This is a genomic window from Bacillus sp. AK128, from assembly GCF_053903075.1.
This window is the reverse complement of record NZ_CP096379.1, coordinates 696,056-716,787: the sequence shown is the minus strand read 5'-3', so window position 1 is coordinate 716,787 and position 20,732 is coordinate 696,056. Positions and strand designations below refer to the sequence as shown.

The following is a 20,732-nucleotide window of genomic DNA, read 5'->3' as shown; positions in this document are numbered from 1 at the left end:
CTTTATAGTAACTAGTGAAGGGGGCAAATTTTAGATGAAAGTAAAGGAAGTAGCTGATCTCGTGGGAATAAGTGTGCGCACACTACATCACTATGATGAGATTGGATTATTAAATCCAGAGGAAACAACGGAAGCAGGTTATCGTGTTTATTCTGACAAGAATCTTGAAACCCTACAGCAAATTTTATTTTTTAAAGAACTCGGCTTTCCTTTAAAGAAAATTAAAGAAATCATTGATGATCCTTCTTTTGATCAGCAAGAAGCGTTAAGAATGCAGCACAAAATGCTACTAGACAAAAAGAACCGACTCAATAAGATGATCGGAACGATTGAAAAAACTATTCAACATTCGAGAGGAGAAATACAAATGACAAATCAAGAAAAATTTGAAGGCTTTGACTTTAGCCAAAATCCATATGAACAAGAAGCAAAAGAAAAATGGGGTGATCAAGCAGTAGAAGCTGCAAATGAAAAAGTTAAAAACATGACTGCGTTCGATCAAGAAAAGTTCAATGAGATCTATCGTAACCTTGCCACAATTCGTCATCTTTCACCAAAATCCAAAGAGGCTCAAGATGGAATAGAAAAATGGTATCAGTTTATAAACAAAATCGGTAACTACTCGCTTGATGCATTCAAGGGATTAGGTCAAATGTATGTAGATGATGAGCGATTCACCAGGAACATTGACCAGTTTGGTGAGGGCTTATCCAGATTCATGTGTGATGCAATGGCAGTGTATGTAGATAAAAATAAACAATAACCCTTATGTAAAAAGCATGATGATTTTAAATTTAATCATCATGCTTTTAGAATTCTTATCCAGTGAGGTCTCATCACTCAGTTGAACACACATATTTGATTTCTTTATATAAATAGTCAACGGATTGAAAAGCAAAAACTCTTTTTACCATTTTCCCATTTTTAAAGATAAGGAGACAAGGAACACTTTGGATCTCCCATTCTTCAGAAATATCTGGAACAAAATTCAAGTTAATCTTTTTAATCGGTAATTCTGGAATTAATTCTTCAATAATCATCAGCATTCTTTCAGCTAACTTACATGTCCCACATATTGGTGTATACATAAACAACGCGAGCTGATCACTTTCTAAAAGCAGCGTTTTGTTTATTTCTAGCCATTCCTCCATTTCATCACTCAACCCTTATAGTAAAAAATTTGCATGTACGTCAATATTAGCACTTAACAAAACAGTAGCTACATGCTGCTCAGGTGCGCTAGCTACTTCACGGTACGACTTATCTATATATAGATGAATAGCTTCAGGAAGCTCCCTCTTGAATTGCTTTCTTAATTTTTCACCTGAATCATCAGCATCCACAAGAATATAGACCTCTTTATTAAAGAGCTCTTCAATCATTTCGTCTAACTTGCTTGTACTAATCGTTCCATTTGTACATATTATTTCAATTTCTTCGTTTAACACAGTCTCAATCTTCTTTTTATCTGATTTACCTTCAACAATAATGACTTTTTCAACTTCAAGCTCCATTTGCATCACCATAAAGTTTATTTTAGGTTGATCTTATTCAATTATTGTATGTCGATTATTCGATAGGAATTACCTTTTCAATCGTTATATATATAAAAAGACAGTGGGGTTTCTCCACTGCCTAACACCAACCATCTTCTGCATCACAATCTGTATATTTTTGATCAGGATTAGTCGTTACATCTGCAAAGTGAAAAATCTTGTTTTCTTCCTGCTCATAGCCTGGCTTTAAATCGTACTGATTTCCTTGATCAGTCAAGAGCATTCTTCCAATTGATTCTTCTCCTACAAATAAATCCATTTGATCCTGATTAAACTTAGCGACCACTCGATCAGTGATATCAAGTCGTTTTTGTTCTAACATAATATGAACACCCCTTCCACCGTATAGTGTTTAGAGTGTCCAGAATTTAAAAAATCATTAATCTTGATTAATCATCTCTTCATATTGTTCAGCTGTCATAAGGCCTTCGATTTGACTCTCATCTGAAAGTTCAACGACAATCATCCAAGCCTTTTCATATGGAGCTTCATTTACAAATTCAGGACTATCATCAAGGTCACCGTTAACCTCAACTACCTTGCCACTAACTGGCGCGTATAGTTCTGATACTGTTTTTACTGATTCAACACTTCCAAAAGGCTCATCAATAGAAATCTCATCGCCAACCTCAGGTAGCTCAACGAACACGATGTCCCCTAGCTCAGATTGAGCAAAATCAGTGATTCCAATACGAACCTTATTTCCGTCTACTTGTACCCATTCATGCTCTTTTGTATAACGAAGTTCTTTAGGTGTGTTCATTCGTATCCCTCCAACAATATGTATAAATATTTTGATAGTATTATCATAACATTCCAACTGTGATAATCGATAGTATTACTTTATTTAAGATCGCCAAGTTTCTTCAAACTGTTTTTCATTAAACCCTACTGTTACTTTTTGACCATCTGTAACGATCGGTCTTTTAACGAGCATTCCATCAGAAGCAAGGATGTCTAGCATTTCATCTTCAGTTGCGGTTTTAAGCTTGTCCTTCAAGCCTAACTCACGATATTTCATTCCACTTGTATTAAAAAATTTCTTTAATTCTAAACCACTTGTTTTGTATAACTCTGTTAAGGTTTCCTTAGACGGTGCATTTTCAACAATATGTACTTCATTGAAAGGAAGATCATGCCCTTCCAACCATTTTTTTGCGTTTTTACATGTACCACATTTAGGGTACCAATAAAATGTTAAAGCCAAACCATTTCACCACCACATTTAGAATACACATCAAAGTGTATTTTACCATATTAGCCCAAGTATTCCTAACAGGGTTATTGAATTACTTTTTTGCACAATACTATATTAGCTTTTTCTGCGTCATTTCCCTAAACATGACTTTTCTTTAAAAATTTGTTTTTTGTTTTGTGAAAACAGACTGAATTTCTTCTGTTTTCTATAATTCAAATACTACTTATAGCGTGCTCAAGCTAGAATTGCTTTTACAGACTCGCGTCAGTTACTAATTCCATGAACATATTGCTAATTCCACGAAAAATAACGTTAATTCCACGATTTTTCTATTAATTCCACGAAAATTTGCATTATTCCACGATTATTTAGCTTTTTCCAGGAAAAGCATTCATATATCCGTTATTCCTCTAAAACCATAAGTAAGAGCTGTTAACGTTAGCTAACAGCTCTCTCCTTAGTTTATACAGTGAAACGATTTCCCTCGATAATTACAGCAGCAATCTCACGCTTTTTAGCGATGACATTGATTGGTGTGTGACGAGTGAACTTTTTCAGAGCAGATAACATCATGCGTAATGCATCACCAGTTTCAGTCGCAATTAATGTTTCTTTTGCATGTGCTTCGATTTCATTGAATGCTTCTTGGCAATATACTTGAGTGTAAAGAAGCTTTTGGTTATTCTTCTCAAGACCCGTTTTGTTAATAGCTTTTTCTGTACGAAGAACGGCAGATTCCATTGCATATACATTGCTTACAATATCAGCAATATTGCTTAAGATTTCTTGCTCTTTATCTAAGCTCTTGCCATACTTTTGTGCAGCTAAGCCCATAGATAATAGAGCAATTTTCTTTGCATTCTTAACTAAATACTTTTCTTGCTCAAGCGCTCCATCGCCAACTTCTTCAGGCATTAGCATCATTAGCTCTTCTTGAAGTGCTTGTGCTTTTTGGAATAAAGGAAGTTCACCTTTTAATGCTTTGCGTAGGTAAGTTCCAGGAACTAGTAAACGGTTGATTTCATTTGTCCCTTCAAAGATACGGTTAATACGAGAGTCACGGTATACTCTTTCTACTTCGTACTCTGCCATGAAGCCGTATCCACCATGAATCTGAACTGCTTCGTCTACTACATAGTCAAGCGTTTCTGAACCGAATACCTTATTTAATGAACACTCGATTGCATATTCAGCAATTGCAGCTGGCATTGACTTACCATCTTTAACCTCTTCATCAGACAAGCTGCCCATACGCTCTTCATAAAGCCCAACTGTACGGTATACAGAGCTTTCCATTGCATATGTTTTCGTTGCCATGTTTGCCAGCTTTTCTTGAATTAATGAGAAGCTAGAGATCGGTGTTTTAAATTGCTGACGCTGATTTGCATACTGTACAGCTATATCAGTAAGTCGCTTAGATCCACCAATAGTACCTACAGCTAGCTTATAACGACCAATATTTAGGATGTTAAAGGCAATAATATGGCCTTTTCCAAGCTCTCCTAGTAGGTTTTCTTTAGGAACTAGTGCATCTTCAAGGATTAATGTACGAGTTGATGAACCTTTAATCCCCATCTTCTTTTCTTCTGGACCAGTTGAAACCCCTGGATATCCCTTTTCAACGATAAATGCTGAGAAATGCTCTCCATCTACCTTTGCATACACTACAAATACATCAGCAAATCCTGAGTTTGTAATCCATTGCTTTTCACCGTTTAATACATAGTGAGTACCTTCTGCATTTAGTTTAGCAGTTGTTCTTGCTCCTAATGCATCAGATCCAGAGCCTGGCTCAGTTAAAGCATAAGCAGCAAGTCTCTCACCTGATGCTAAATCAGGAAGGTATTGATGCTTTTGCTCTTCGTTACCGAATAATACAATTGGTAGAGATCCGATTCCTACGTGAGCACCGAATGATAACGAGAAGCTTCCACCACGTGAAATTTTCTCAGTGATCACAGCTGAACTGATTTTATCAAGTCCAAGTCCGCCGTATTCTTCAGGTACATCTGCACCTAGTAATCCAAGTTCACCCGCTTGCTTTAAAAGCTTTACAGACTTGTCAAACTGATGATTTTCAATATCTTCTAAATGAGGTAAAACATCGTTAACTACGAAGTCTTCAGTCGTTTTACCAATCATTTTATGTTCTTCTGTAAAATCCTCTGGAGTAAAAATTCGATTTGCTTCAAGATCCTCGATTAAAAAGCTTCCACCTTTAATCAAATTTTCAGTTGTTTTTGACATGCTATGTTCCTCCTCTTAAATGACAATTTAAATTAATTCAAACACACCAGCAGCACCCATTCCGCCGCCGATACACATCGTAACCACACCAAATTGAATATTACGTCTTCTCATTTCGTGAATAAGAGATAATGTTAACTTAGCACCTGAGCATCCAAGTGGATGACCTAATGCAATAGCCCCACCATTTACATTTACAATCTCTTCATCAATACCAAGTGTTCTTACAATCGCTAAAGATTGAGAAGCAAATGCTTCATTTAGTTCAAATAAACCGATATCAGATAAATCTAGTCCCGCAATTTTTAATGCTTTTGGAATCGCCTCGATTGGTCCAATCCCCATAATTTCTGGTGGTACACCAGCTACAGCAAAGGAACGGAATTTTGCTAACGGCTTTTGTCCCTCAGATAAAGCTTTTTCCTTATCCATTAGTAACACAGCTGCAGCACCGTCACTCATTTGTGATGAGTTACCAGCAGTAACACTTCCTTTTACATTGAAAGCTGGTCGAAGCTTTCCAAGGACCTCAAGGGTTGTATCAGCACGGACACCTTCATCCTGTGAAAAAGTAACTGATTTTTCTTGAAGCTTGTTACTCTTATCAAGAAATCTGTTCGTTACTTCTACTGGTACAATCTCGTCCACAAATTTACCTTCTTGGATTGCCTTTGCAGCACGCTGATGACTTCTTACTGCAAATGCATCTTGATCTTCGCGGCTTATTCCATATTTATGAGCAACCTGCTCTGCTGTATGACCCATTCCCATATAATATTCAGGAGCGCTTTCAACTAGCTTAATATTAGGTCTTACCGTATGACCTGTCATCGGAACGATACTCATTGACTCCGCTCCACCAGCTAGAATCGTATCAGAAGAACCTAGCATGATACGCTCTGCTCCGTACGCAATACTTTGAAGACCTGATGAACAGTAACGATTGATTGTAATGGCTGGGACAGTATTTGGTAAGCCTGCAAGACCCCCAATATTTCTTGCCATGTTTAACCCTTGTTCTGCTTCAGGCATCGCACACCCTATGATTAGATCATCTATATTACCTTCATAATTATTTGCACGCTTTAGCGTTTCCTTTACAACTAATGCTCCAAGATCATCTGGACGCACATTTGCAAGGGTTCCACGCTTTGCTTTTCCGACTGGAGTTCTTGCTCCTGCAACGATTACTGCTTCTCTCACATTACTCCCCCATTTCCTTTTTGTTAGGCACTTTTCGTATAAGAGGTCAAAAAGTCCGGTGAAAATTACACTTCGAATTTCTTCGTTGGCTTGCTTTTCCGTTCCTCTCGTATTAATTGCATACGCTCCGGTACTCAAAGCTTCACCGCCTCGAACTTCTCGGTCCTTTTCATCCTCCTTTTTGAACACAATCTATAACTTACTTCTACAAATAGAGCCATTTATTATGGAGAGAGAGGACAATGCCTCTCTATGAATCTATTAATTTCTTAACGGCTTACCCTTCACAAGCATATGTTGCATACGCTGTTGTGATTTTGGTTCAGCAACTAGACTTAAGAATGCTTCTCTTTCTAAATCAAGTAAGTACTGCTCATCAACTTCTGTTCCGAAGTTGACTCTACCACCAGCTAAAACAAATGCTAGCTTCGTAGCAATCTTCGCATCATGCTCTGAAATGAAGCCAGAACGTAGCATTGAATCAATTCCTAAAAGTAAAGTAGCGTAACCTGTTTCCCCTACAACTGGTACCTTCTTACGCTTAGGTGCTTGGTATCCTTTACTTGCTAACGCTAGTACTGTGCGCTTTGCATCATGCAGTAAGTGATCTCCATTGATGCTGATTCCATCATGATTGGATAAGAAATTGTTGTTTCTTGCTTCTTGAGCAGAAGTAGAAACCTTTGCCATCGCAATCAATTCAAATACCTGATTCGTGATTTTTTGTAAATCTTTTTCTACTCCATTTGGTAATCCCTCAAGGTGGCTAATATATAATTCCTTATTTCCGCCACCGCCTGGAATTAAGCCAACACCTACTTCAACCAAGCCCATATATGTTTCCATAGAAGCTTGAATTTGTGCAGCTGGTAAGCAAATTTCTGCTCCACCACCAAGTGACATTCCGAATGGTGCTGCGACAACTGGCTTTGGACTATATTTGATATTCATCATCGTTTGTTGGAATTGACGAACAACCATATCAAGTTCAAAGAAGTTGTCGTCTTGTGCTTCCATAAGAATCATCGCAAGGTTCGCGCCTACGCAGAAGTTTTTACCTTGGTTTCCGATTACTAGTCCTTCATAATTACGATCCACTTCTTCAATAGCGAAGTTAATCATTTGCGTAACATCAGGACCAATCGAGTTATTTGGAGAATGGAATTCTAAACCAGCTACTCCATCACCTAAATCTATTAAACTAGCACCACTATTCTTTTTAATGACCCCATTCTTCTCTTTTAAGCCTTTAAGATGAATAACTTTAGGGTTTACTACCTTTGTTTCATAGCTTCCATTTTGGAAATACAAGTCTTGACCTTCTTCTTTCTTATAGAAAGTTGATTGTCCCGACTCAAGCATTTCTAGAACCCAACCTGGAACCTCTAAGCCCTCAGCTTGCATTTTCTTTACTGAGTTTTCAACACCAATTGCATCCCATAGTTCAAATGGACCTTTGTCCCAGCCGAATCCCCACTTCATTGCATTATCAATCGCTACGATATCATCCGCAATGATGTCTTTTAAACCAGCTGTATACACAAGAACTGGACTCATGATGCTCCATAATAGCTGTCCAGCACGATCATCAGCATACACAAGCGCTTTCAGTTTATCAGCACCTTTAGCTTGTTTAGCCAATTCAATGGATGGAGCTGCTAACTTCTTACGTGCTTCATATTCCAAAGTTTCTGGATTCAGTTCTAGAATTTCTTTTCCTTGCTTTAAGAAGAATCCTTGACCTGACTTACTACCTAACCAGCCTTTTTCAAGCATTGACTTCATAAATGCTGGAACTGCAAACGCTTCTTTTTCAGCTCCCTCTACTTGGTCATATACGTTATTTGCCACATGAACAAATGTGTCTAAACCAACCACATCAAGAGTACGGAAGGTAGCACTTTTAGGTCTGCCAATAAGTGGACCTGTTACAGAATCAACTTCACCAACACTGTATCCACCTTTTAACATTTGCTTAACCGTTACGATTAAACCGTAAGTACCAATTCTGTTTCCAATAAAGTTAGGTGTATCCTTTGCTTCAACCACACCCTTACCAAGTACATCTTCACCAAAAGTTTTCATAAATGAAAGCACATCAGGATCAGTATTCTTAGTTGGAATGATTTCAAGAAGCTTTAAGTAACGCGGTGGATTAAAGAAATGTGTGCCAAGGAAATGCTTTTGGAAATCCTCAGAACGACCTTCTGCCATTGCTTCAATGGAAATCCCAGAAGTATTTGAGCTGACAATTGTGCCAGGCTTTCTTACTTCATCAATTCGTGTAAATACTTGCTTCTTTATATTTAAGTTCTCAACTACAACCTCAATAATCCAATCTACATCTTTAAGGCGATCTAAGTCATCATCAAAATTTCCAGCTTCAATTAAAGAAATGTTTTCTTTTGCTGCTAATGGCGCAGGCTTCTGCTTCAATAGTTTTTGAATAGAAGTTTGACTTAAACGATTACGGACAACCTTGTCCTCTAGTGTAAGCCCTTTCTTTTTCTCGTCTTCTGTCAATTCTCTAGGTACGATGTCTAGTAGTATCGTTGGAATGCCGATGTTGGCTAAGTGGGCAGCAATACCTGAACCCATAACTCCTGATCCTAAAACTGCTGCTTTGCGAATGTTTCGACTCAACCGTAATCTCCCCTTTCTTCACCTTGAATGAATACTCATTCATTTTTTAGTCAAAAAAATATAACCTCTTCTTCTTTCACTATAATCCATTTTGGAAATTTTCGCAATATATAATCGAAACATCCTTACCATTTTATTCTGTCATTTTTTTACTCACGTGGGAAACGCTAAGACATGGAGGTGATCAACATGGCTAAACTTAAAAAGAACCCATCTGAACGAGCAAAAAGTGCCGCAAGTGTAAAGGGTAATGCTGGTCCAACTGTAAAAGGTCGCGTTACTGGAAAAACCCAAAGCACCAACCAACAATACGGAAAAGACAATATGGGTGGGGAATAAACGATACTCCCTTTAACACATTAACGCACTGGGGGCCTGGCCCCCATTGCGTTAATGCGTTACCATGTTACTTTGTGTGCTGTAATTTTGTTTGGTGAGACGGCGTAAATGTGGTCATCTATATAGAGTACTCTTATGATTTGGTTTTCCCATGTTTCATAGATGGTCTTTTCGGTTTCGTGTGTGATATCTTTTTCCAGCTTGAAGCCATTTTCCAGATCAATACTGTAGGCTTTTGCTCCATGGAACACGAGCTCTTGTTCATACTCACTTCTCTTCATATCTCGGTATACGGTGATTGGGAAGGCAAAGATGTTTTTTTCCTTATTAAACAGAAGCGCTTTATGATCATAATTTAGAGGTGAATACGTACCACCTCCACCGATGATCTCGGAAAATTTCTCTTTCGGTTCTAATGGATTACTAACATCAAATAATGAAATCTTCACTCCATCTGTCATAACTCTTGGTGAGAGTGAACCTTGATCTTTCACGAGTTTAGTATGCTGCCCAAAGCCAATTAGGTGGTTTTCATCGTATGGGTGTAGATAGTTACTAAATCCAGGGATTTTCAATTCCCCTAGTACGGTCGGCTTGCTTGGGTTACTTACATCTAACACGAATAGTGGATCGACCTCTTTAAAGGTCACAACATATGCTTTTTCTCCCATAAAACGGACTGAATAAATTCGTTCACCACGAGCAAGGTCCTCTACGCTTCCCACGACGCTCATGCCCTCGTTCAAAATAAAGACATGATTACTAGAAGGAGTCGTTTCATTCCACGTCTCACCTTCAGTAGTGGCAATTCGGAAATGACCATTAAACTCATCCATTGAGAATTGGTTTAACAGTTTTCCTTTCACAATTCCTGAAGCCACAAAGCTAACATCAAGATTACTTACTGCAAATTTAAAAACCTCAGTTTTCATGGCAGTTGACGGTCTAAATGAGTCAAACGCAATCCGGTCATCTGTTAAAACGTCATTATATTTAGCAACGGCTATATAAAGGTTTTCTTTTGACATGTAGATGTCAGAACCACTTCCTAAATAAGTAGTAACCTTCATTTCTTGTTCTGGATGATCAATATTGAAAGCGGCAATGATTGAATAATTTACTTGCTCAGAATCCGGAAAATAATGAATATCATCATAGTCGATCACCTGTAATTCATCAGAAATGGCTGAGTCTGAATATCGCGGTCGCAAATCCACCTTTTCCTTTTCTAACGCCCAATAATCCGGATAGTGATTGCTAAGTAGATATACGGTCGACCCAATCTTTCTAGAGGTAACATAGGAACCTTCTAGCGCAACAGTTTTCAATTCCTTGGGTTGACTCTGATCCGATATATCATAAATTATGGCCTGTACTTTGTGATAAAGAGGTACCATTTTCTTTTCCTTCCAGACCTCTTCGTTATAATCACTATAAGCATGACCGAGAACCACTAGCTTATCTTTATCAAGAAATAACTGAAAAGGTTCAAAGTTAGTGTAGGTTATGCTAGAAACGACCTCAATATTATCGACCGGGACTGCTTTCGTAATGGTTAGCTTTCTATCTATTGCTTGGTAGATAAACGTTCCATCTGTTTTTACAACATCTGCCTCATCGACACCTTGTACTTGAACATTCGTTTCTGAATGAGTACCTGATCCTTCATTACTAGCACTACTTTTATCCTCGGCAACTGCCGACGACTCTTCCTCTGTCATACTAAGTCCTTCTCTATGGAAATGTCTCTCTCTATTTAAAACTTCTCGAAAAAGACCAAGTAGCTTTGCTTCGCTTCCTACAACAGGGAGTCCATCTGATATACTGAAACTAATTTTCTTTCCAGACTTTAACGGATCACCGTCAAGTGATGTAATGTCCTTTTTTATGTGTAACGTGTAAGATTTTGACTCTGTATTATAGCCCTCAGCTGGAGGAGTAATCGTAACAGAATGCAAATCGTCATGAACGGTTATATCTGTTTGGACTATGTTCCCCTTTTCATCTTCAACATAAATCTGGTCCGAGGTTAATGTGTCCTCATCCATCTTCTCGGAAAATTCAAGCTCCCAAACATGATTAGATAATACTATTTGGGTGACATTTTCATGAGCCCAACCACTTACTAAACTAGGTTTTCCTCCATAAACGGCATATTGAAAGATAAAAGCTACTCCTATTGAAATAAACAAAAACAATATAAACAATCTAGGCTTTGGCACTTTCGTCCCTCCTTTATAAGGATAGTCGAAAGAATCTTGAAAAAGTTACAGAAGATTTAGTGATTTTTGGTATATGTATCCTTATTATGAAGGAATTCTGTATTCAACTAAAAAAAAACAGTTGGATTAATTCCATTTTTGGTCGAAGTGGGATTATTTTTAACTCTTGGTACGGTTCGTCCTTCTGAACACCTTCCAAGTAGGACTAACCTTTCCCCTGAAGCCAGCGATATGCGTCTACCTACTATATCCTATATGCCTCAAATGCTCTCCAACTTTCACACTCTTTTGTGGTACAATATTTCCAACCTAAGAGTCAGGAGATCCAGTGCCTATGTTTGAATTAATGCTTACCATGCTAGAAAGATTAGGGATTCTTGTCACCATTGCCTTTATTTTGACTCGTTTTCGTTTCTTTCGTCAGATGGTTCAACACGAAAAAATCGGACGTAAACAACAGTACCTTGCTATACTTTTCTTTGGTTTTTTCGCAATCATTGGAACTTACTCCGGAATTGCCTTTAATACGGATTCCTTGCAATTCAATCGATGGGCAGATGACCTTACTCAGGAGGAAGCATTAGCTAACTCAAGAGTAATCGGAGTGATTCTTGCGGGGCTGCTCGGGGGTTATAAAGTAGGAATTGGAGCTGGCCTCATTGCTGGTGTTCATCGTTATAGTATGGGTGGCTTTACGGATTTAGCCTGTGGTTTATCCGCTATTATTGCCGGTATATTAGCAGGTGCGTTCTTTCGAAAAAATAAACACATTACACTAACTAAAGCGTTTCTCGTCGGTGCCTTAGCCGAGACGGTTCAGATGATTATAATCCTATTAATCGCTCAACCCTTTCATAAAGCATTATCATTAGTAGAGATGATTGGACTTCCCATGATCTTAGCAAATGGAATTGGTTCAGCTCTTTTCCTACTCATTATTCGAAATGTATTTAATGAGGAAGAAAAAATTGGTGCCTTTCAAGCGCAAAAGGCCCTTCGCTTAGCAGAACTAACTTTAACCCATTTAAGAAAAGGATTATATTCAGAATCAGCAAAGGAAGTTTGCACGATTTTATACCGTGAAGTCCAAGCTAGTGCTATTGCCATTACTGACCAAGATAAAATCCTAGCACATGTTGGGTTAGCCGATGATCATCACCGTGAGCTAACCCCTATCCAGACAGATGCCACAAAAAGAGTCATCCACGAAGGTAGTTTAATAGTTGCTGGACATGATGAAATCCAATGTCTGCATACAAACTGTCCTTTACATGCAGTTGTCATAGCCCCTCTTATTCAAAGGGATCAAACGATTGGTACATTGAAGTTTTATTTCAGGTCAGAAAAAGAGATTACCCCACTTGTGATTCAATTAATCAAGGGACTAAGCTCTTTATTAAGCAGTCAACTAGATATTGCTGAGGCGGACAAAGCCTTTCAACTTGCTAAGGAAGCCGAAATCAAAGCATTACAAGCACAAATCAGTCCTCATTTCCTATTTAACTCGTTGAATATAATTGTCTCTCTCATCCGGACGGACCAAAAGAAAGCAAGAAATCTTTTAGTTGCATTGTCTCACTTTCTTCGTCAAAATTTGACTGGGACGACTGAAAAGTGGATTACGTTAGAACAAGAGCTAAAGCATGTAAAAGCCTATCTCTCCATTGAAGAAGCAAGGTTCGTTGATAAGCTTCAAGTAATCTACGACATTGACGTAACTCTTTTAAATCAATCCATCCCTCCTTTGACCCTTCAGCCTATTGTAGAAAATGCAATTAAGCATGGGATTAAGGACAAGGAAAGTGATTGTCAGATTAGAATCTTAATAAAAAAAGAAGCTCAACAGATTATCGTTTCTGTGGAGGATAATGGGAATGGAATTGATTTTAGAAAATACCCAGACCTTTTAGCGGAAAAAGTTTCTTCTACAACAGGTACTGGCATTGGTCTTTATAACGTAAACCGACGACTTGTCATGATGTTAGGTGAAAAATCTGCACTTTCAATAATTAGCAAAGTTAACGAAGGTACGAATGTTTCTTTTGCCATTTCAACTGATATGGAGGAAATGAAATGAGTGTAATCCGAACGCTTGTAGTGGATGATGAACGTTATAGCCGAGATGAATTAATGCATTTATTATCTCAATATCCAGTAATTGATGTAGTAGGTGAAGCAGAATCTGGTGAACAAGCTATTATGAAAGCCCTTCAGCTTCAACCAGATGTTGTATTTCTTGATATTGAAATGCCCAAGCTAAATGGAATGGAAGTAGCTAGATCTTTTAAGGAGTTAAGAAAGACTCCATTAATCGTTTTCGCTACGGCTTATCCTAATTTTGCAGTTGAGGCATTTCGCCATCAAGCCATTGATTATTTAGTAAAGCCATTTGATGAAGAACAGTTAACGGAAACCATCAATCGGTTAGAAAGGATTTTGCTAGACCAAGTTCCTAAAAGAGTAGAGAAACCTTCTACTGTATCAGCCAAGCTTGCTCTAGAAGAGAATGATGAAATTATTTATATAGACCCAAAGGACATTCTTTACCTTTATCGAGATGAACGAGAGACGAAAGTGGTCTTAAATGGGAAAGAGTATCATTCCAAATTATCATTAAAGGAATTTGAAGCACGGTTAGATCAATTCTCCTTTTACCGAATTCATAAAAGCTATCTAGTTAATCTTGATCATATTTCCCGTTTAATACCTTGGTTTAATGGAGCCTATCAGCTTGAATTAACGGGGGTAAAAGAATATTTATCAGTTAGTCGAAACTATGTAAAAGGTCTTCGTGCGCTCCTTGAGCTATAGCATGTAAGACCTATTTTTTTTCATCTTAAACAGAAATTATGACATCTTAAACAGAAATCCCCCTAATAGAAAACGTTTTCATTTATGATAGTGAAAACGAATACAAAATCACTTTCAAGGGGGATTTATAATGTATACATTTATTGCCGGTGTCTTGCTATTAATTGTGGGATACTTCACGTATGGTAAATTTGTAGATAAAGTGTTTGGTCCAAAAGAAGACCGACAAACACCTGCTTACACTCGAAAAGACGGTGTAGACTATCTGCCAATGAGCGAGAAAAAGAACTCATTAATTCAATTATTAAATATCGCTGGTGTTGGTCCAATTTTCGGTCCAATTATGGGTGCATTATACGGACCTGTAGCATTCCTTTGGATCGTTCTTGGATGTATTTTTGCTGGAGCAGTTCATGACTACTTAACTGGTATGATCTCAATCCGTAACAAAGGTGCTCATTTACCTGAGCTTGCTGGCAAGTTTTTAGGTAAATTTATGAAGCATATGGTAAACTTCTTCGCTGTTTTATTACTACTTTTAGTTGGTACTGTTTTCGTAACTGCTCCTGCTGGCCTTCTTCATACTTTAATGGATGGCAGTGTAACAATGGGAGTAATCATTGCAGCAATTTTCGTTTACTATTTATTAGCAACTTTACTACCAATTGATAAAATTATTGGTCGTTTCTATCCTGTGTTTGGTGCATTACTTTTAATCTCTGCAGTTGGTATTGGTGGAATGTTAATCTTCACTGGTGCTCCAATTCCTGAGTTATCTTTAACAAATATGCATCCTGATAATTTACCAATTTTCCCGTTATTATTCTTAACGATCTCTTGTGGTGCTTTATCTGGATTCCATGCTACACAAACACCAATCATCTCTCGTACGACTCAAAACGAACGTCAAGGACGTTTCATTTTCTACGGTATGATGATTGCAGAAGGGATCATTGCAATGATCTGGGCAGCTGCAGCTATGAGTATTTTTGATGGCTCTGCTGGTTTACAAGAAGTTCTTGCTGGTGGACCTGGAGCAGTTGTAAGTGAAGTTTCAATCGCTCTATTAGGAGCTGTTGGTGGTACGTTAGCGGTTCTTGGAGTAATTATCCTTCCAATCACATCTGGTGACACGGCATTCCGTAGTGCACGTATGATTATCGCTGACTATATTAACCTTGCTCAAACTAAAATTGCTAGTCGTTTATGGATTGCGATTCCATTATTCGTTATCTCATTTGCTCTTACTAAAATTGATTTCACACTTTTATGGAGATACTTCTCTTGGGCAAACCAATCGACGGCTGTAATTGCTCTATGGGTAGCTACGATGTACCTCTTTATTGCTAAGAAGAACTACTGGATTTCTTTAATACCAGGAGTGTTCATGACCATGACGACTTTTACGTATATTCTAAATGCGCAAATTGGATTTGGCTTATCGATTAATATATCTTATATAATTGCAGCAGTGGCTACTGTAGCAGTCATTGTCATCTTCTTCAATGCAGCTAAAAAAGCACGATCAAATAACATCCCGCTTTCGGATGATATTTCAAACGTAGCATAAAATCAAAGCATCTGATCACATTCGATCAGATGCTTTTTCTATGGAAAAATCCTTGGAAAGTTTGTACATACTAATAAAATCAAGGAGGCTTCACTCATGGACATTGTACTCTTTATTCTCATCCCTGAATTTATCATCGGTTTTATTGTTTCATTACAGATTATCAAAAATAGACACCAAGAGATCGTATGGGAAACTCTGAATAGAGGCCAGCCCGTTTCGAGAAAGATATATGAAAATACGTTCCTCACCATCCTTGCTTTCACATTAATCGGGATCTTTGCAGCACTGATTTATTATGTATCGCTGAAAAAGTTAAAGGCGAAGAGTTAGTTTAGGAGTCGTTCGGATAATAATGAGGTGAAAGTAGATGATTTTCGGCTTCTTCTTGGCAAGGACCCGGTGTACCTCTGCTTCTTCTGAGTTACTTATGTGGCGATATCGTCGACTTTTCCTATTTTATCGGCGACTTTCGCATCGATATCGGCCACTTTTCTATTTTATCGGCGACTTCCCCCATAATATCGGCCACTTTGCTGAATAAATCGGCAAACTCCACACTACAAGCGTTTCTCATACCTCTCACACCAACAAACACAAAAACAAAAGGCTTCCAAGATCAACATCTTGGAAACCTTTAAAAGGGTAGATCATACACCCACCCGTTATTTCTTAATAATCCCTTTAAGGACAAATGCTACGTTTGCTGGTCTTTCAGCCAATCTTCTCATAAAGTAGCCGTACCAGTCATTTCCGTAAGGTACATACACTCTCATCTTATAGCCTTCCTTTGCTAATTCTAGCTGGCGTTCTGGACGAATACCATATAGCATTTGGAATTCAAACTGATCATTAGGAATATTTAACTCCTTTACAATTTGTTTTGTATATTCGATGATCGCGTCATCATGTGAAGCGACTGCAGTATAGTTTCCATTTTCAAGATGCATTTTGATAATCTTCTTAAAGTTCTCATCCACATCATGTTTTTCAGGAAACGCTACCTCAGGAGATTCTTTATAAGCCCCTTTTACTAAACGGAGGTTAGGCTTATATTGGTTTAAGTCTGCAACATCATCTGCAACTCGGTATAGATATGCTTGTAGAACGGTACCAATATTGTCATACTCAGATCTTAATTGCTTAAATATTTCAAGGGTTTTCGCACAACGAGAATAGTCTTCCATATCAATGGTTACAAACACACCATTTTCCTTGGCAGCCTCTAGGATGCGACGCATATTTCTTAACACGACCTCATCTGAAATATCAAGACCCATAGACGTCATTTTAAGGGAAAGCTGTGAATCTAGCTTCTCGCGCCCAATTGCTTTTACTGCCTTAATGGAGCCTTCCGCCATCTCATTTGCTTCCTCTTCGTGTTCGACAAACTCTCCTAAATAGTCAATCGTAACAGATAATCCCTTTTTATTTAAGCCCTTGATCACCTTTACTGCTAAATCAATTGTTTCTCCAGCGACAAATCTTGCGGCACCAAAGTGTAGACCATATTTCTTTGCAAGTTTTGTTAACGCTTTATTTTTCGACAAAAACAAGAAAAAGTTACGCATAAGCTGTTCCATCTATACCCCTCCTGAAGACATACATAGTTTACGTAACAATATATCCTATGTGAAAAGAGGCTATATGTTTTTAAACCAAGATTATTTTATCATCTTTCTCATCACTTGAATATGAAAATCTTTTGATTTTTGTCGGATATTAAGATTGCTTGTCAGTTTTTGTAACAAGCCTTAAGAGTAGCTTGGATATATTGCCAAAAAAGCACAAAAAGCGCTCCATATTAGGAGTGCTTTTTACTTAGAAATGGTTTATAAAGTTTACACCTGTACTTCTTCATTCTGTTCATGTTCTTTTACATATCGATTTCGTGGGTGCTCTGCACATTCCTTGCTGCACGAACGTTTATGCTCATGCTCACAATCTTCGCATAGTAATAAATGCTTATTACAGTCAGGGTTTCCACATTTTACATAACGTTCTTCAGGCTCATCGCAATAGTAGCATTTACCGACTACATTTGCTTCCTCAGTCCGGTTTACCGGAACGGAGATTCTCTCATCAAACACATATAACTTTCCGTCCCAAAGCTTTCCCTTTACCTCTTCATCATAACCGTACGTAACTATTCCACCATCTAACTGAGATACATCTTCAAACCCCTCTTTTAAAAGGAAACCAGAAAACTTTTCACAACGAATTCCACCTGTACAGTATGTTAGAATTTTTTTATCCTTCTGATGGGCTAAATTTTCTCTCACCCATTTTGGCAAGTCTCTAAAATTCTCTACGTCCGGTCTAATCGCATTTTTAAAATGACCTAAATCATATTCATATGTGTTTCTAGCATCAAGGATTAACACATCCTCATCCTGCATTGCCTCCATAAATTCTTTTGGAGACAAATGTTTCCCTGTTAGCTGGTTAGGATTTACATCATCTTCAAGACTTAAGTGGACAATCTCTGGCTTAACCTTCACCTTTAACTTTTTAAAAGCATGCTCTTCTGATGCTTCAATTTTAAAAATTAAATCAGAGAATCTTGGATCCTGACGCATTTCGCTCATATATTGCTCGGTCTGTTCCGCTGTACCTGACACCGTACCATTAATCCCTTCATGAGCCACATATATTCTTCCCTTTAGGCCAATTCGTTCACATAGAGCTCGCTGCTCCTCCATAAAAGCCTCAGGTTCTTCAATTTCAACATATTTATAGTAAAGCAAGACTTGATAGTTCATGTTCATCACCTGTCATCATAAAAATTTTATTATTAGCATAACTAAAATTGATTATAAAATGTAATCCAGTAAAAGACAAAAGAAGTGTACGATGTATACACTTCTTCACTTTATTATTTTTTTGCTCGATGTGCTTCATTAAGCTCTTTAATCTCTGCAATCAATTCTTTTATTCCGTCCTTTGCTTCTGGATACGTTTCATTCCAGTGCTTAGCTAATGGAGGCATTGATTTAGCAATATGATTATAGAGTACCCAAGCTTCAACCTTCTTTTTTAATTCCTCGTTTGTTTCACCTAAAAGAAGCTCTGTGTATTTTTCAAGCAGACCATTTAATTGGGCAGTTAATTTTTCTTCCACTTACATCATCTCCTCTTTCATCATAACATTACACGTCAGAGGACATGTGGTGCAAGCACCTTCAGAATTTGGAAGACGATTAAACATACAACATGTTTTACGAACTCTGATTTCTTTATCCATATGGCTTATATATCTCTTTTCAGTATAAAATTTACTGATTGGATTTTTCGATAAGTTACCAAACATAGATCCTTCTGCGTCTAAAAGCGCTTGAAAATCCTCTTTTAATAATTCATTGTTCGGCTCCTGCTCCATCATACTTTCATAAATCCAAAAAATATATACCGCGGCATTTTCCCATAGTATGTGTTTTGAGACCTTAGCTTGACTAGAAATTTGATCAATAACCGGCGCAAGGTGATCCCTAAACAAACTTTCAAAAGCTGCCGTTCTCCAGCCCTCGCGTTGATCCTCTACAGCATGAACCTCAAGTGTACCAATCTGCAGTTTTGGTAACCAAACTCCATCAGTTTCATAGGATTGAAATACCGAGGTTTGTAAGCTAATATCTAGCTTTTTATGAAACATGCTTAATGAATATAGAAACGGAACCGTAATCATATAGCCGTATCTTTTCATAAACTGAGAGGCTACTACAAAGGGCTCTGATACTTGATACATACTCTTCAATCGATTAAAAAAATCATCAATCACGTCTTGATCTAATAACCCATTGCACGTAAACGAATAGGTTTGTTCTTCTGGATGATCTAGAGTTAATCGATAATTTTTAAGGATATCTAGTTCATTAGATAGTAATTGCTTGCTTACCATGCACTGCTTCTCCTAACTGAGGCAATATACATCTACCTTTACCATGTGGGATACATAACGGTGTCCCAAAAATTGGATCCTGAGTAACCTCACAATGAACATCGAATACATCTCTTACTAAGTCACAGTTAATAACATCCTCTGGTTTCCCTTGCGCATAAACCGCTTGGTTTTTAATTGCAACAAGCTGATGGGCATAACGGCATGCTAAGTTTAAGTCGTGAAGAACCATGACAATTGTACGCTGCTCTTTTTCATTTAAATCAAATAATAAATCTAGTATTTCAATTTGATGAGTCATATCTAGATAGGTGGTCGGCTCATCAAGTAAAATGATATCAGTCTCCTGCGCGAGTGTCATCGCAATCCACGCACGCTGTCGTTGTCCACCTGATAATGAATCAACAGGACGATCCTTAAATTCAGTCATTCCCGTTGCTTCCAATGCTTGATTTACAGCTCTTTCATCGTCCTTGGACCACTGCTTAAGCCAACTTTGATGAGGATATCTACCTTGTTTTACGAGCTGTATAACTGTTAATCCTTCTGGGGCATTAGGTCCTTGAGGCAATATTGCTAATTGCTTAGCAATCTCCTTTGTTTGTAACTTGGCAATGCTATTGCCCTCCAAAAGAATTGACCCGTCATGTGGTTTAAGTAATCGAGCTAAGGAACGAAGGAGTGTTGATTTCCCGCAACCGTTTCCACCAATAAATACCGTTATTTCTCCTTTAGGAATCTGCAAATCCAATTCCTTAATGATGATGCTATCGCCATAGGAAAGAGTTAAAGATTCTGTACGAATTGCACTCATTTAGGCTCACTCCCTTTTATATATTCCCTAGTCCCGTAAGTTCGGTCGAATCGAAAAGAACTGTTCGATTTACTGTTTTTATTTGTATATACTATATAAGTATTCAATGTAAAAGTAAGTACTTCATTATGGCGTCTACTACTATGTATAGTTTATTTTAGTTTCAATATGCTGTCAATGATGTTGAAAATCATTTTCAATAAGAAAAGGACAAGTTGTCCAATACCGTTG

At 37.8% G+C, this 20,732-nt stretch carries 20 protein-coding genes; 6 read left to right on the top strand and 14 right to left on the bottom strand.

The window, feature by feature from the left end:
* Nucleotides 1-34 precede the first annotated feature (34 nt).
* Complete coding sequence (locus tag M1D60_RS03200; protein ID WP_456277773.1) at nucleotides 35-763, top strand: MerR family transcriptional regulator; 729 nt, start codon at nucleotides 35-37, stop codon at nucleotides 761-763.
* A gap of 73 nt (nucleotides 764-836) precedes the next feature.
* Here the strand turns inward: M1D60_RS03200 and M1D60_RS03195 are convergent, their stop codons facing one another.
* From M1D60_RS03195 to M1D60_RS03160, 8 genes are all read right to left on the bottom strand, one after another.
* Nucleotides 837-1,151 carry a thioredoxin family protein gene (locus tag M1D60_RS03195; RefSeq protein WP_456277772.1) on the bottom strand — a complete coding sequence of 105 codons (315 nt, stop codon included), beginning with the start codon at nucleotides 1,149-1,151 and terminating at the stop codon, nucleotides 837-839.
* A gap of 15 nt (nucleotides 1,152-1,166) precedes the next feature.
* Nucleotides 1,167-1,520, bottom strand: coding sequence for a toprim domain-containing protein (locus M1D60_RS03190; RefSeq protein ID WP_456279340.1), 354 nt, complete (start codon nucleotides 1,518-1,520; stop codon nucleotides 1,167-1,169).
* Between the two features lie 115 nt (nucleotides 1,521-1,635).
* Entirely contained in the window at nucleotides 1,636-1,878 is a 243-nt protein-coding gene (locus M1D60_RS03185; protein ID WP_456277771.1) for a YusG family protein, read from the bottom strand.
* Between the two features lie 57 nt (nucleotides 1,879-1,935).
* Nucleotides 1,936-2,319 carry a glycine cleavage system protein GcvH gene (gene gcvH / locus M1D60_RS03180; protein ID WP_456277770.1) on the bottom strand — a complete coding sequence of 128 codons (384 nt, stop codon included), beginning with the start codon at nucleotides 2,317-2,319 and terminating at the stop codon, nucleotides 1,936-1,938.
* An 84-nt stretch (nucleotides 2,320-2,403) separates the two neighbouring features.
* Nucleotides 2,404-2,763, bottom strand: coding sequence for an arsenate reductase family protein (locus tag M1D60_RS03175; protein WP_456277769.1), 360 nt, complete (start codon nucleotides 2,761-2,763; stop codon nucleotides 2,404-2,406).
* A gap of 453 nt (nucleotides 2,764-3,216) precedes the next feature.
* Nucleotides 3,217-5,001, bottom strand: coding sequence for an acyl-CoA dehydrogenase family protein (locus tag M1D60_RS03170; RefSeq protein ID WP_456277768.1), 1,785 nt, complete (start codon nucleotides 4,999-5,001; stop codon nucleotides 3,217-3,219).
* A 27-nt stretch (nucleotides 5,002-5,028) separates the two neighbouring features.
* Nucleotides 5,029-6,204, bottom strand: coding sequence for an acetyl-CoA C-acetyltransferase (locus tag M1D60_RS03165; protein WP_456279339.1), 1,176 nt, complete (start codon nucleotides 6,202-6,204; stop codon nucleotides 5,029-5,031).
* Between the two features lie 261 nt (nucleotides 6,205-6,465).
* Nucleotides 6,466-8,802 (bottom strand): 3-hydroxyacyl-CoA dehydrogenase/enoyl-CoA hydratase family protein, encoded by a 2,337-nt coding sequence (locus M1D60_RS03160; protein ID WP_456279338.1) that lies wholly within the window; start codon nucleotides 8,800-8,802, stop codon nucleotides 6,466-6,468.
* 234 nt (nucleotides 8,803-9,036) lie between these two features.
* Between M1D60_RS03160 and M1D60_RS03155 the strand changes: the two genes are divergently transcribed.
* Nucleotides 9,037-9,186: a YuzL family protein gene (locus M1D60_RS03155; protein WP_456277767.1), complete on the top strand. Its 150-nt coding sequence runs from the start codon at nucleotides 9,037-9,039 to the stop codon at nucleotides 9,184-9,186.
* Nucleotides 9,187-9,245: 59 nt separating this feature from the next.
* On the opposite strand, the gene M1D60_RS03150 is transcribed toward M1D60_RS03155, so the two are convergent.
* Nucleotides 9,246-11,408 (bottom strand): beta-propeller domain-containing protein, encoded by a 2,163-nt coding sequence (locus tag M1D60_RS03150; protein ID WP_456277766.1) that lies wholly within the window; start codon nucleotides 11,406-11,408, stop codon nucleotides 9,246-9,248.
* A 334-nt stretch (nucleotides 11,409-11,742) separates the two neighbouring features.
* Between M1D60_RS03150 and M1D60_RS03145 the strand changes: the two genes are divergently transcribed.
* From M1D60_RS03145 to M1D60_RS03130, 4 genes are all read left to right on the top strand, one after another.
* Complete coding sequence (locus M1D60_RS03145) at nucleotides 11,743-13,485, top strand: LytS/YhcK type 5TM receptor domain-containing protein (protein ID WP_456277765.1); 1,743 nt, start codon at nucleotides 11,743-11,745, stop codon at nucleotides 13,483-13,485.
* Complete coding sequence (locus M1D60_RS03140) at nucleotides 13,482-14,219, top strand: LytR/AlgR family response regulator transcription factor (protein ID WP_456277764.1); 738 nt, start codon at nucleotides 13,482-13,484, stop codon at nucleotides 14,217-14,219. Before M1D60_RS03145 ends, M1D60_RS03140 begins: the two co-directional genes overlap by 4 nt.
* A 130-nt stretch (nucleotides 14,220-14,349) precedes the next feature.
* On the top strand, nucleotides 14,350-15,789 hold the full coding sequence (locus M1D60_RS03135; protein WP_456277763.1) for a carbon starvation CstA family protein: 1,440 nt from the start codon (nucleotides 14,350-14,352) through the stop codon (nucleotides 15,787-15,789).
* A 96-nt stretch (nucleotides 15,790-15,885) separates the two neighbouring features.
* The gene (locus M1D60_RS03130) at nucleotides 15,886-16,122 is read left to right on the top strand and encodes a hypothetical protein (RefSeq protein WP_456277762.1); all 237 of its coding nucleotides are present in this window, start codon (nucleotides 15,886-15,888) and stop codon (nucleotides 16,120-16,122) included.
* A gap of 332 nt (nucleotides 16,123-16,454) precedes the next feature.
* Here M1D60_RS03130 and M1D60_RS03125 read toward each other — a convergent pair whose 3' ends face one another.
* The 5 genes from M1D60_RS03125 to M1D60_RS03105 all read right to left on the bottom strand — a co-directional run bounded on the left by M1D60_RS03125 (nucleotide 16,455) and on the right by M1D60_RS03105 (nucleotide 20,501).
* Complete coding sequence (locus M1D60_RS03125; protein WP_456277761.1) at nucleotides 16,455-17,372, bottom strand: proline dehydrogenase family protein; 918 nt, start codon at nucleotides 17,370-17,372, stop codon at nucleotides 16,455-16,457.
* 258 nt (nucleotides 17,373-17,630) lie between these two features.
* Nucleotides 17,631-18,557, bottom strand: a complete 927-nt coding sequence (gene trhO, locus M1D60_RS03120) for an oxygen-dependent tRNA uridine(34) hydroxylase TrhO (protein ID WP_456277760.1) — start codon at nucleotides 18,555-18,557, stop codon at nucleotides 17,631-17,633.
* A 107-nt stretch (nucleotides 18,558-18,664) separates the two neighbouring features.
* Nucleotides 18,665-18,910 carry a YusU family protein gene (locus tag M1D60_RS03115; protein ID WP_456277759.1) on the bottom strand — a complete coding sequence of 82 codons (246 nt, stop codon included), beginning with the start codon at nucleotides 18,908-18,910 and terminating at the stop codon, nucleotides 18,665-18,667.
* Entirely contained in the window at nucleotides 18,911-19,687 is a 777-nt protein-coding gene (gene fhuF / locus M1D60_RS03110; protein ID WP_456277758.1) for a siderophore-iron reductase FhuF, read from the bottom strand.
* Nucleotides 19,662-20,501, bottom strand: coding sequence for an ABC transporter ATP-binding protein (locus tag M1D60_RS03105; RefSeq protein ID WP_456277757.1), 840 nt, complete (start codon nucleotides 20,499-20,501; stop codon nucleotides 19,662-19,664). The genes fhuF and M1D60_RS03105 overlap by 26 nt, the downstream gene beginning before the upstream one ends.
* Nucleotides 20,502-20,732 lie beyond the last annotated feature (231 nt).